Source organism: Arthrobacter sp. SAFR-179, assembly GCF_059414945.1.
In genome coordinates, this window is sequence record NZ_JBPFDM010000001.1 from 902,811 (window position 1) to 914,594 (window position 11,784).

The window sequence follows — 11,784 nt, forward strand, 5'->3', positions numbered from 1 at the left end:
AGCAGTGAAAGCTTCCCCCGCAGTGAAGGTGCGCTCCGGCTCAAAACCGGCAGCACGTGGCAGCAAGGCTCCCACCCTGCGGCACGAACGGACCTTCAAGACCCAGGGGATACGGCTGCTGGCAGGGGTGGACGAGGTTGGCCGTGGTGCCCTCGCCGGTCCTGTCAGCGTGGGTATCGCCGTCGTCGACCTGGAACGCCAAAAGCCGCTTGCGGGCGTGCGGGACAGCAAACTCCTCAGCCCGGCGGAACGGGAACGGCTGGATCCCCTGGTGCGGCGATGGAGTGTCGCTTCAGCCGTGGGGCACGCCTCCGCCGGCGAGATTGATTCGCTCGGCATTATCGCTGCCCTGCGGCTCGCGGGAACCCGGGCCTGGGGCAGTATCCTCGCTGCCGGCGTCGTTCCGGACGCTGTGCTGCTGGATGGAAGCCACAACTGGCTTTCCCCTGCGGAGCAGCTGTCCCTGTTCGACCAGCCCGTTCTCGAGGCCTCCTGTGACGCGCCCGTCCACACCAAGGTCAAGGCGGACATGCAGTGCCTCAGCGTCGCGGCGGCGAGCGTCATTGCCAAGGTGGAACGGGACCGGATGATGCGGGAGCTGCACGGCGAATTTCCCGATTACGGCTGGGACATCAACAAGGGGTACGCCACGGCAGCCCACCGGAACGTCCTCCGTGCCGCGGGCCCCACGCCCTACCATCGGGTCAGCTGGCGGTTGCTCGGCGGGGAACTGCAGGGCGTCGAGGTGCCCGACGGGGAAGAGCCCTGCGAAGACTGACTCCCGCCGCCCGGCGTCAGCCGTGCCGGACATGGTGCAAGATGGAAGCATGAGTGCTGAGGATCTTGAGAACTATGAAACCGACATGGAGCTTCAGCTCTACCGTGAATACCGCGACGTCGTCGGCCTCTTCAGCTACGTCGTCGAGACCGAGCGGCGCTTTTACCTGGCCAACCATGTGGACCTCCAGGCCCGCAGCGCCGATGGCGAGGTCTATTTCGACCTGACCCTCCAGGACGCCTGGGTATGGGATGTCTACCGCTCGGCACGGTTCGTCAAAAGCGTCAGGGTTCTGACCTTCAAGGACGTGAACGTGGAGGAACTGCCCCGCAACGAGGAACTGGCCCTGCCCAAGGACGTCGACCTGGGTAACTAGGATCCTCCGGGGACCTCCTGACTTCCCCTCCACACCGGCCCCTGTCCACATACGGCAGGGGCCTCCTGCCGTCCGCAGCCATCCGCCGCCACGCTGGTTGCGGAGGTAGAAATGAAATCCAAAGACCTGTTGGGCCGGCGGGGCGAAGACCTTGCCGTGGGCTATCTTGAAGCACTGGGCATGCTGGTGGTGGAACGCAACTGGAGGTGTGCGGAGGGCGAGATTGACATCGTCGCCCTCGACGGTGACGCCCTGGTCATCGCCGAAGTTAAAACCCGCCGATCCCTGGACTACGGCCACCCCTTTGAAGCCGTGGGCGCGGAAAAACTTGCCCGGCTGCACCGCCTGGGTGCTGCCTGGTGCCGCGACCGCGAGCTGCGGATGCCCCTGCGCCGCGTTGACGTTGTCGCCGTCGTGGACGACGGCGGCGGGGAACCCGTGGTTGAACACCTCAAGGGGGTGGGGTAATGGCACTCGGGCGGACCTACTCCATCGCCCTCGTTGGGCTTAATGGCTACATGGTGGAAGTCGAGGCGGACATCGGCCAGACTCTTCCGGCCTTCGTCATTCTCGGGCTGCCGGATGCATCCCTGAATGAGGCCAGGGAGCGCATCCGGTCAGCCGCGAAGAACTCCGGGATTCCGCTTAGCCGCAGGAAGATTACCGCGAACCTCATTCCTGCCTCACTGCCCAAGCGCGGCTCGGGCTTCGATCTCGCCGTTACCATGGCCGTGCTCAGGGCAGCGAACGACATCAAGCCCACCGGGCGCACAGTTTTTATCGCTGAATTGGGGCTGGACGGGAGGCTGCGGCCGGTACGGGGCATCCTGCCGGCGGTCATGGCGGCGGTCCAGGCAGGCTATCCGGAAATTGTCGTGGCGCAGGCCAACCTTGCCGAGGCCTCCCTGGTCCCGGGCGCGGAGGTGCGCGGGTACAGTACGCTGGCCCGGCTCGCCCTGGACTTTGGGGCTGACCCGCAGGAGCTCGCATTGGACTTCGAACCCGAGGACGCCGATGATGCCGGCGACGGTCAGTCCCTGCCCGGCCCATGCCCGGACATGGCAGATGTCTCCGGGCAGGGCGAAGCGCGGAGGGCGTTGGAAGTGGCGGCGGCCGGCGCCCATCACCTGCTCCTCACCGGTCCGCCGGGTGCCGGCAAGACCATGCTCGCGGAGCGGCTCCCCGGCCTCCTGCCGGACCTTGGCGACCACGATTCCATGGAAGTCACAGCCATCCACTCGCTGTGCGGCCTGCCCGGGTCCTCAATGCAACTCCTGCGCCGGCCGCCATTCGAGAACCCGCATCACTCAGCCACCGCGGCGGCCATTATCGGCGGCGGAACGGGGCTGCCGCGGCCTGGCGCTGCATCACGTGCCCACCGGGGCGTGCTGTTCCTTGACGAGGCACCCGAATACGAACGCCGTGTCCTGGACGCGCTCCGGCAGCCGCTGGAGAGCGGGGAGCTGGTCATCCACCGGTCAGCCGGGACGGCGGCCTATCCGGCCCGCTTCCAACTGGTGCTCGCGGCCAACCCCTGCCCTTGCGGCAAGGCATCGGGCAAGGGTTTGGACTGCACGTGCACCCCGATGATGCGACGCCGGTACCTCGCCAGGATGTCCGGACCCCTGCTGGACCGGGTGGACATCCAGCTGCAGGTGGAGCGGGTGTCCCTGGCCGAGTTCGGTCAGGCGGGCGCGGAAGAGGACACCGCGTCAGTGGCGCGGCGTGTCCGGGACGCGCGTGCTCGGCAGACGGAACGGTTGCAGCGCTTCGGCCTTGAGACCAATGCGCAAGTACCCGGGCGCATCCTGCGCGGCGAATTGCGGCTTCCACCGGCCGCAACCCGGATCCTCGACCAGTCCCTGGAACGGGGCGTGCTGACCGCGAGAGGCTATGACCGCGTCCTTCGGCTCGCCTGGACCCTGGCGGACCTCGGTCACCGCGACATACCGGACCCCAATGACATCGGACAGGCTCTGGGCCTGCGCCAGGCTGCGGCGGCCGCGGCATGAGAGAGCAGGATGCGCGGAGCAACGTGAAGGAAACGGGCGTGGATACGGGACAGTTTGTGGCGAAGGAACAGGTTGCGGTGACGGAACAGGGCATGACGAAGGCAACGGGCACCGATGCGGAGCGGCTGGCCCGCGCGGCTCTTTCACGGCTGATGGAGCCCCAGGACACCGCGGGACTGGCCCTCGTCCAGTTGGCAGGGGCAACCGAAGCCCTGCGCATTGCTACGGGGCAGGTGGCGGCAGGGCCTGACCTGGAGCGCGGGATGACATCGCTGCTGGCTGACAGCGGCGCGGCCACCAGCTGGGCCGGACTTGCTGCCGCTTTGAAGCGCTGGCAGCCGCGCCTGCCCGACCTTGCGCCCGAACGCGACCTTGCCACCATGGCCCGGCTTGGTGGACGCCTCATCATTCCGGGCGACGAGCTGTGGCCCGCCCAACTGGCGGACCTGGGAATCCAGGAACCCATCTGCCTCTGGTGGCGCGGCCAGGAACAACCGCTGCCGGGAGCGGAAAAATGCATCGCCCTTGTAGGATCCCGCGACAGCACCAGCTACGGGGCGGCGGTGACAGGGGACATGGCCTACTCGCTGGCGCAGCGGGGCTTCACGGTGGTCTCGGGCGGAGCCTACGGGATCGATGCGCATGCCCACAGGGCAGCCCTTGCCGGCGGATCCTCGGCTGTCCCCACCATCGCCGTCATGGCCGGGGGAGTGGACCGGTTCTATCCATCCGGTAATGATGACCTGCTGCGCGCCGTGGCGAACCAGGGCGCGGTGCTGGCCGAGGTGCCGCCGGGTTCGGCTCCCACCCGCTACCGTTTCCTCCAGCGGAACCGCCTGATTGCTGCCCTGGCCGGGGTGACGGTGGTGGTGGAGGCACGCTGGCGCTCGGGTGCACTCAATACGGCCCATCATGCCGAGACCCTGGGCCGTGCCGTGGGTGCCGTTCCCGGATCCGTCCACAGCGCCAATTCCGCCGGCTGTCACCGGCTCCTCCGGGACGGGGGAGCCGTCTGCGTCACCGATGCCGCCGAGGTGGCCGAGCTGGCATCACCCAGCGGAGTTGAGCTGCCCGCGCAACCCACCACAGAGGCGGCAGTGCAGGACGGCCTGACCTTGGAGGACCTGATCCTGCTGGACGCGCTGCCGCTGCGTTCCACCACTTCCGTGGAAAAGCTATCGGCCGTGGCCGGCCTTGGCCAGGACTCGGTGCGTGCGGGACTTGGGAGGCTCGGGCTGCTGGGACTTGCAGTGTCGGAGCGCGGCGGCTGGAAGCGCGGCAAGCCATGACCGTGTCAACCGGCGGTACCGGCCGGGCAACTGGGAAAGTAGAGGAGTGGACAATGAAGAACTGCCAGGGGAACTGCACAAGGCGCTGGATGCGTTCGCCGGTTATCTGTCGGGGGAACGTGCGGTGTCCGCCCACACAAGGCGCGCGTACCTGGGCGACCTGCGCAGCCTCCTTGCCCATGCCGCCTCGGAAGGTGCCACAGGACTGGAGGACCTAGAACTCGGAACATTCCGGCGGTGGCTTGGCAGCCAAAGTTCCGCAGGCGCCTCAAGGTCAACCCTTGCACGCAGGTCTGCCACGGCACGGGCCTTCACCAGCTGGGCCCTCCGCGAGGAACTCATCGACGCTGACCCGGCCCTCCGGCTGAAGGCACCCAAACGCGAAGGATCCCTGCCGGGGGTCCTCCAGGCATCGCAGCTCACCCGCATCCTGGAGGGCCTGGAGAGGGCAGCCGGGGAGGGCGAACCGCTCGCTGTGCGAAACCGTGCCATCGTGGAACTCCTCTACGCCACAGGCGTCCGGGTAGGTGAACTCGCGGGGTTGGACGTCGACGACCTGGACCCGGACCGCCGGACACTGCGGGTCATCGGCAAGGGCAACAAGGAACGCACGGTTCCGTTCGGAGTACCGGCAGCTGTGGCCGTCGATGACTGGCTCCGGCGGGGGCGCCCGGTCCTGGCCAAGGGCAGCAGCGGGCCCGCGCTCTTCCTGGGAGCACGCGGGGGACGGGTTGACCAGCGCCAGGTCCGCGCCCTGGTCAACGCACTGTTCGAGGCACTGGGTGATACCTCCGCATCCGGGCCTCACGCCCTGCGGCACTCGGCCGCCACACACCTGCTCGACGGCGGCGCGGACCTCCGCGCGGTACAGGAGATCCTGGGACACAGCAGCCTGGCCACCACCCAGATCTACACACATGTCTCGGTTGACCGGCTCCGGAAAAGTTATCAGCAGGCCCATCCCCGGGCGTGATCGGCCCGGGGAATCGCACTGGCGTAATTCCATGGGGTACGGCACAATAAGAGTCACGTCCGGCAACTTTCAAGTGCGGCTTGAAGCTCACAAAGCCTCGAACCGCGCGGCGGGCCCGGACGCAGCTTAATCTGATACATCTGAATACAGGCAGGGAACCATCGCCGCAGTGCACGCACGGCAGTTACATCCAGGCAGAGGTCGTTGGGGAAGACGTACCTAGAGCTATGGAGGATGGAATGTCTGTTGCAATGACCCGCGGTGTGCTGTTCGTTCACTCGGCCCCTACCGCGCTGTGCCCCCACGTAGAGTGGGCAATCGGCGCCGTGGTGGACAAGCGGACGGACCTTGAGTGGACCCCGCAGCCCGCTGCGCCCGGAATGTTCCGGGCGGAGTTGTCCTGGACCGGAACCCCCGGCACGGGAGCAAAACTGGCGTCCTGCCTTCGTGGCTGGGCGCATCTCCGGTATGAGGTGACGGAAGAGCCCAGCCAGGGCGTGGATGGCGGCCGCTGGTCGCACACCCCCGAACTGGGAATCTTCCATGCCGTCACGGATGTCCACGGCAACATCATGGTGTCCGAAGACCGCATCCGGTACGCCTACGAATCAGGAGCCGGTGACCCAGCCGCCGTCTACCACGAGCTGTCCCTCGCCCTCGGTGAGGCCTGGGACGAAGAGCTCGAACCGTTCCGCCACGCTGCTGAAGGCGCTCCTGTCCGCTGGCTCCACCAGGTGGGCTGACCGCCGTCGTCCGTTCCCAGCGGGACGAAAACCACAACACCTCCATAGCGCAAAAGGAGGCCCCGCCACATGGCGGGGCCTCCTTTGCCATCCCGGGTGGTTCCCCCGGGCAGGGTCTAGACGCTGCGGATGGCCACGACGGCGTTGTGGCCGCCGAAACCGAACGAGTTGCTCAGCGCCACGATGCTCCCTCCAGGGAGATCGCGGGCGGAGGTGACCACGTCGAGCGGGATCTCCGGGTCCTGGTTTTCAAGGTTGATGGTGACCGGTGCCTTGCGCTCATGGACGGCCAGCACGGTGAGGACGGCTTCAACCGCACCGGAAGCGCCCAGGAGGTGGCCCATCTGGGACTTGGTGGCAGAGACCGCCACGTTGTCCACGTGCGCGCCCAGCGCGGCTCGCAGGGCCGTGTATTCTGGCTTGTCGCCCACGGGGGTGGACGTGGCGTGCGCGTTGACGTGCACCACGTCCTCAGCCTGGATCCGGCCGTCGAACATGGCCGCCTTCAGGGCGCGGGTGGCGCCAAGCCCCTCGGGGTCCGGGGCGGTGATGTGGTAGGCGTCAGCAGTAACGGACGTACCGGCGAGTTCGGCGTAAATGCGGGCTCCGCGGGCCAGGGCGTGTTCCTCGGCCTCGAGGACCAGGGCCCCGGCGCCTTCACCCATGACGAAGCCATCGCGGGCGGTGTCGTACGGGCGTGAGGCACCCTGGGGGTCGTCATTACGGCGGGACAGTGCCTGCATGGAAGCAAATGCGGCCAGCGGCATGGGGTGGATGGCAGCCTCGGCACCGCCGCACATCACCACGTCTGCCTTGCCGGAGCGGATCAGTTCCAGGCCAAGGTGCATGGCTTCGGTGCCTGAGGCGCAGGCGGAAACCGGGGTATGGGCGCCGGCGCGGGCGCCGAGGTCCAGGCTGACCGCCGCGGCAACGCCGTTGGGCATGAGCATGGGGACGGTCATGGGAAGGACCCGGCGGGGGCCCTTTTCCTTCAGGGTGTCCCAGGCGTCCAGCAGCGTCCAGACGCCGCCGATGCCGGTAGCAAAGGCAACAGCCAGCCGGTCCTGGTCGAACTCGGTGATCCCGGAGTCGGCCCAGGCTTCACGGGCAGCGATGACGCCGAACTGGGTGGACGGGTCCATGCGCTTGGCCTCAACGCGGCTGAGGACCTCAAGGGCCGGTGTGCTGCAGCGGGCGGCGAAGTGGACGGGGAGTTCGTACCTGGCTACCCAGTCGTCCTCCAGGGTGCGGGCACCGGAGACCCCTTTGAGGGCGTTGTTCCACATTGTGGGCACGTCGCCGCCGATGGGCGTGGTGGCACCCAGACCGGTAATGACTACTTTGCGTGTCATGGGATCACTCTTTCGTCGGTGGGGGTATCCGCCTGCGGCTGCCGCAGGGTCCCGCACAGTTTGTTGATCGGCCAGTCCTGGTGGGGGTGCTGGGCCGGATAAATGCGGCGGGCTGCCGGTCCGGTCAATCCGGACCGGCAGCCCCGCCAAGCCGTAAGACGGCGAAAAGCCTGTGGCTAGGCCTGTGCTCCGGAGATGAAGCTGACAGCGTCGCCAACGGTCTTGAGGTTCTTGACCTCTTCGTCAGGGATGCGAACGCCGAACTTTTCCTCGGCGTTGACCACGATGGTCATCATGGAGATGGAGTCGATGTCCAGGTCCTCGGTGAAGGACTTGTCCAGCTCGACGGCCTCCGGGGCCAGGCCGGTTTCCTCGTTGACGATTTCAGCCAAGCCGGCCAGGATCTCTTCGTTGCTAGCCATTGGTGGCTCCTTTTCTTGTATTGCCGGCAGTGGCTGCCGGAAACGGTCAGGGACGCGGTTGCGGCCCTTGGGCGTATCTAGGGAAGGACAATTACCTGCGCGCCGAAGACCAGCCCGGCACCGAAACCGATCTGCAGGGCCAGCCCGCCGCTCAGTTCCGGGTTCTCCTGCAGGAGCCGGTGCGTTGCCAGCGGGATGGAGGCAGCGGAGGTGTTGCCGGCTTCGGCAATGTCCCGTGCCACTGTAACCGTCTCGGGCAGCTTCAGCTTCTTCACCATCTCGTCGATGATGCGCATGTTGGCCTGGTGGGGGATGAAGGCAACCAGGTCTTCAGCCTCGATGCCGGCAGCGTCGAGTGCCTGCTGGGCCACCTTGGCCATTTCCCACACGGCCCAGCGGAACACTGTCTGGCCGTCCTGCCGGAGCGTGGGGTACAGCTCCTGGGCCTCTTCCAGGAGGGCCAGGTCCCCGGTGGAGTCGGACTGCCGGGCGGCCAGGCCGAGGTCGCGGACGTCAAGCAGGGAGCGGGTCATGCCGATGGCATCCCACTTGCTGCCGTCGGAGCCCCACACGGACGGGGCGATGCCCGGGGTGTCGGAGGGGCCGATAACGACGGCACCGGCACCGTCCCCGAGCAGGAAGGAGATGGTGCGCTCCCGGTTGTCGATGACGTCGGAAAGCTTTTCGGCACCAACCACCAGGACGTACTTTGCGGTGCCGGAACGGACCAGGGCGTCGGCCTGTGCAATTCCGTAGCAGTAACCGGCGCAGGCGGCGGAAATATCAAAGGCAGGAGCGGGCGTGGCGCCGATCCTGTCGGCCAGGCTGGCAGCGGCGGAAGGGGTGGCGTACGGGTGGGTCACGGTGGAAACAATGACCGCGCCGAGCTCTGAGGCCTCGATACCGGCCTTCGCCATGGCTTCCCGGGCAGCACCCTCTGCCATGTCGATGACGCTGACGTCGGCAGCAGCGCGGTGGCGGGTGACGATGCCGGTCCGCTGGCGGATCCACTCATCCGAGGAATCGATCCACTGGCAGACATCCTCATTCGTGACGATGACGTCGGGCCGGTACGCACCCAGCCCGAGGATGCGGCTGTGCTCCTGGATCGAAGCCTGTTTCAGCGTGGGAACGCTCATGCGTTGCCCTCCAGTTCTGCAAAGAGTGCCAGTGCGGCGGAGAGATCATCGGGGGTCTTGACCGCGACGGTCTTGACACCGGGCATGCCGCGCTTGGCCAGCCCGGCCAGCGTGCCGGCGGGGGCGAGTTCAATCACGCCGGTAACACCACGGTTGACCATGGTTTCCATGCAGAGGTCCCACCGGACCGGCCGGGACACCTGGGCGATCAGGCTTTCGACGGCGGCATCACCGTCGGTGACTTCACCGCCGTCGAAATTCGACAGCAGGGGCACCTTGGGCGCCACCGGGTTCAGCTGCGGCTTCAGTTTCTCCAGCGCACTGACCGCGGGCGACATGTGGCTTGTGTGGAAGGCGCCGGCCACCTTGAGCGGGATGACGCGGGCCTTGGCGGGCGGGTTGTCGGCCAGGGCCTTCAACTGGTCAAAGGTGCCGGCCGCGACTGTCTGCCCGGCACCATTGACATTGGCAGGGGCGGCGCCGGCGGCCTCGATGGCGGCCAGCACCTCGGCGGGGTCGCCGCCCACGACGGCGCTCATGCCGGTGGGAGTGACGGCAGCCGCGGCAGCCATGCTGTTGGCACGCTCGCGGACGAAGGTCATGGCTTCCTGCTCCGTCAGCACTCCTGCAAGGGCGGACGCAGTAATTTCACCCACGGAGTGGCCCGCGAGGATCACGGGCAGGGAGTTGAGTTCGACGTCGAAGAGGGAAGCGGCGGTGACCAGGCCCGCGGCAACGATCAAGGGCTGCGCCACGGCAGTGTCCTTGATGGTTTCCTCATCGGAGGTGGTCCCATGGGCTATCAGGTCGATGCCTGCGATGTCACTCAGGGCGGCCAGCTGGCCTGCCACCGAGGGAAGTTCCAGCCAGGGGGCCAGAAAACCCGGGGTCTGTGAGCCCTGTCCAGGGCAGACTATTGCAAGCACGTAACCAGCTTTCCAAATTACTGTGTGATCCAGCGGTGTTTCACCGCACCAAGCTCACGGGGTCAGGTTGTAGGAAGTCTACAATGCCTCACGGCTGGTTACGGGACGCCTGCCGCTCCGTGGCGGCCTTCGGCGGGGCTGAGAGACGGCCCACCACCAGCGCGGCCTGAAGCACGAATGCCTCCCTCGGCAGCAGCGGGTCCCAACCTGTGACGTCGCAGACCCGCTTCAACCGGTACCGCACGGTGTTGGCGTGGACGAAGAGTTCCCGCGCCGTGGCCTCAAGCGAATGTCCCAGTTCCAAGTAGGTTCCCAGCGTTTCCACCAGGCCGTTGGATGCCGCCAGGAGCGGCCGGTAAATGTTCTTCACGAGCGATCGGCGCGCCGCGTCATCACCGGAAATAACCCGTTCCGGCAGCAGGTCGTCGGCGGCCACCGGCCGCGGGGCGGAGGGCCAGGCGCGGGCCGCCGTCAATCCGGCAAAGGCTGATTGCGCAGAACTGCTGGCTTCCAGCAGCGAACTGGCTTCGGCCCCATACACCACGGGGCCGGGGGCGAACATGTCGCTCAGCTTCACATACGCCGTTTCGCGGTCCTGCACGCCGCCAAGGATGAGGATCAGGCGGTCGCCCTGGATCCCCACCAGTGCATCCTCCGCGTAGCGCCCGGCCATACGCCTCAGTTCGCTGACATAGCTGGCGCTGGGTTCGGACGGCGAGTTCCCCACCATCACCGTGAAGCGTTCCTGTGCCTTCCAGCCAAGCGCTGCGATGCGTGAGCGCAGGGCGTCCGTGTTTTCGCCCCGCAGGATCGCGTCAACAATCAATGCCTCCAGGCGGGTATCCCAGGAACCGCGGGACTCGGCAGCGCGTGCATACACGTCCGCGGCGGCAAAGGCGACTTCCCGCGAGTACCGCAGGACGGCCTCGCGCAGGGATGGTTGGTCGGCTTCGGGCGCGATAACCGGTACCTGGTCTTCCACCACTTCCACCACGATCCTGATCAGCTGCAACGCCTTCTGAAGGCTGATCGAACGGGTCAGCTCCGTTGGCGCCGTCCCAAAAACATCCGTGAGGATCCACGACGGCGAGCTTGGCCGCTCGTACCAGGTCACGAAGGCCGCGATGCCGTTCTGCGCCACCATGCCCAGTGCCGACCGCTCATCAGCGCTGAGCCGGCTGTACCAGGGAAGCGACTGCTCCAGCTTCCGCATGGTGCTGGTGGAGAGCTGGCCGACGTTTGCGCGGAGCTGCTTGAGGGTTTCGGACTTCTCCGGCGTCACCTTTGGCGGGGTCGGTTTCCGCTTGGCAGACGCGCTGGCTGGTGCTGGCATTCTTTGAGCATACGGCCACGGCCGCGCAAGCTCCATTTGTGCGAAGGCTACAATCCGCCTTGTCGCGGATCACAACCGGTCCTGCCCCTTCGGTGCCACCCGTCCCGGACAGGACGACGGCGGCCCCCACCGGATGGATGGGGGCCGCCGTCAGGTAATGCTGCTGCTGGATCCGCTCTACAGCCCGAAGGCCTAGGCTTCGCCTCCGGCATTGCCGGTGGTGCCGGCGTTGACGTTGAGCAGCTTGTACTTCTCGATCGCCTTGACCGGGGCATCGACGTCCACCTCGCCGCGGCGCGCCAGCATTTCAAGGGCGCGCACCACGATGGAGTGGGTGTCGTTTTTGAAGTAGCGGCGGGCTGCTGCGCGGGTGTCGGAGAAGCCGAAGCCGTCGGCGCCGAGGGTGGCGAATTCGTTGGGGACGAATTGGCGGATCTGGTC

Annotated in this window: 13 protein-coding genes; 7 read left to right on the plus strand and 6 right to left on the minus strand. The window is 66.8% G+C overall.

The annotated features are described in order from the left end of the window. Positions 1 to 4 precede the first annotated feature (4 nt). From rnhB to ACR65K_RS04365, 7 genes are all read left to right on the plus strand, one after another. Positions 5 to 778: a ribonuclease HII gene (rnhB, locus tag ACR65K_RS04335; RefSeq protein WP_440151442.1), complete on the plus strand. Its 774-nt coding sequence runs from the start codon at positions 5 to 7 to the stop codon at positions 776 to 778. Positions 779 to 827: 49 nt separating this feature from the next. Then, a complete protein-coding gene (locus ACR65K_RS04340) occupies positions 828 to 1,154 on the plus strand; it encodes a DUF2469 domain-containing protein (protein WP_056335405.1) in 327 nt (108 codons plus the stop codon). A gap of 111 nt (positions 1,155 to 1,265) precedes the next feature. Further along, entirely contained in the window at positions 1,266 to 1,622 is a 357-nt protein-coding gene (locus ACR65K_RS04345) for a YraN family protein (RefSeq protein ID WP_440151443.1), read from the plus strand. Then, positions 1,622 to 3,166: a YifB family Mg chelatase-like AAA ATPase gene (locus ACR65K_RS04350; RefSeq protein ID WP_440151444.1), complete on the plus strand. Its 1,545-nt coding sequence runs from the start codon at positions 1,622 to 1,624 to the stop codon at positions 3,164 to 3,166. Before ACR65K_RS04345 ends, ACR65K_RS04350 begins: the two co-directional genes overlap by 1 nt. A 92-nt stretch (positions 3,167 to 3,258) precedes the next feature. Further along, the gene (gene dprA, locus ACR65K_RS04355) at positions 3,259 to 4,455 is read left to right on the plus strand and encodes a DNA-processing protein DprA (protein WP_440151470.1); all 1,197 of its coding nucleotides are present in this window, start codon (positions 3,259 to 3,261) and stop codon (positions 4,453 to 4,455) included. A 46-nt stretch (positions 4,456 to 4,501) separates the two neighbouring features. Continuing rightward, on the plus strand, positions 4,502 to 5,428 hold the full coding sequence (locus ACR65K_RS04360) for a tyrosine recombinase XerC (protein ID WP_440151445.1): 927 nt from the start codon (positions 4,502 to 4,504) through the stop codon (positions 5,426 to 5,428). A 239-nt stretch (positions 5,429 to 5,667) separates the two neighbouring features. Next, entirely contained in the window at positions 5,668 to 6,171 is a 504-nt protein-coding gene (locus tag ACR65K_RS04365; RefSeq protein WP_056335420.1) for a DUF3145 domain-containing protein, read from the plus strand. A gap of 116 nt (positions 6,172 to 6,287) precedes the next feature. Here the strand turns inward: ACR65K_RS04365 and ACR65K_RS04370 are convergent, their stop codons facing one another. The 6 genes from ACR65K_RS04370 to ACR65K_RS04395 form a co-directional block, all read right to left on the minus strand. Beyond that, the gene (locus ACR65K_RS04370; RefSeq protein ID WP_440151446.1) at positions 6,288 to 7,523 is read right to left on the minus strand and encodes a beta-ketoacyl-[acyl-carrier-protein] synthase family protein; all 1,236 of its coding nucleotides are present in this window, start codon (positions 7,521 to 7,523) and stop codon (positions 6,288 to 6,290) included. 176 nt (positions 7,524 to 7,699) lie between these two features. After that, entirely contained in the window at positions 7,700 to 7,945 is a 246-nt protein-coding gene (locus ACR65K_RS04375; RefSeq protein ID WP_056335424.1) for an acyl carrier protein, read from the minus strand. Positions 7,946 to 8,022: 77 nt separating this feature from the next. Further along, positions 8,023 to 9,084 (minus strand): beta-ketoacyl-ACP synthase III, encoded by a 1,062-nt coding sequence (locus ACR65K_RS04380; protein ID WP_440151447.1) that lies wholly within the window; start codon positions 9,082 to 9,084, stop codon positions 8,023 to 8,025. Beyond that, positions 9,081 to 10,010, minus strand: coding sequence for an ACP S-malonyltransferase (locus tag ACR65K_RS04385; protein ID WP_440151448.1), 930 nt, complete (start codon positions 10,008 to 10,010; stop codon positions 9,081 to 9,083). Before ACR65K_RS04385 ends, ACR65K_RS04380 begins: the two co-directional genes overlap by 4 nt. An 88-nt stretch (positions 10,011 to 10,098) precedes the next feature. Continuing rightward, positions 10,099 to 11,343, minus strand: coding sequence for a PucR family transcriptional regulator (locus ACR65K_RS04390; protein WP_056335436.1), 1,245 nt, complete (start codon positions 11,341 to 11,343; stop codon positions 10,099 to 10,101). 192 nt (positions 11,344 to 11,535) lie between these two features. Continuing rightward, positions 11,536 to 11,784 (minus strand): hypothetical protein (locus ACR65K_RS04395; RefSeq protein ID WP_440151449.1); only part of this gene is annotated, 249 nt, incomplete at its 5' end.

Excerpts from the sequence above, each read along its gene's own strand:
- ACR65K_RS04390 (WP_056335436.1), bottom strand. The coding sequence starts at position 11,343 with ATGCCAGCACCAGCCAGCGCGTCTGCCAAGCGGAAACCGACCCCGCCA.
- ACR65K_RS04345 (WP_440151443.1), top strand. The coding sequence starts at position 1,266 with ATGAAATCCAAAGACCTGTTGGGCCGGCGGGGCGAAGACCTTGCCGTG.
- dprA (WP_440151470.1), top strand. The coding sequence starts at position 3,259 with ATGACGAAGGCAACGGGCACCGATGCGGAGCGGCTGGCCCGCGCGGCT.
- ACR65K_RS04380 (WP_440151447.1), bottom strand. The coding sequence starts at position 9,084 with ATGAGCGTTCCCACGCTGAAACAGGCTTCGATCCAGGAGCACAGCCGC.
- ACR65K_RS04365 (WP_056335420.1), top strand. The coding sequence starts at position 5,668 with ATGTCTGTTGCAATGACCCGCGGTGTGCTGTTCGTTCACTCGGCCCCT.
- ACR65K_RS04375 (WP_056335424.1), bottom strand. The coding sequence starts at position 7,945 with ATGGCTAGCAACGAAGAGATCCTGGCCGGCTTGGCTGAAATCGTCAAC.
- ACR65K_RS04370 (WP_440151446.1), bottom strand. The coding sequence starts at position 7,523 with ATGACACGCAAAGTAGTCATTACCGGTCTGGGTGCCACCACGCCCATC.
- ACR65K_RS04350 (WP_440151444.1), top strand. The coding sequence starts at position 1,622 with ATGGCACTCGGGCGGACCTACTCCATCGCCCTCGTTGGGCTTAATGGC.
- ACR65K_RS04340 (WP_056335405.1), top strand. The coding sequence starts at position 828 with ATGAGTGCTGAGGATCTTGAGAACTATGAAACCGACATGGAGCTTCAG.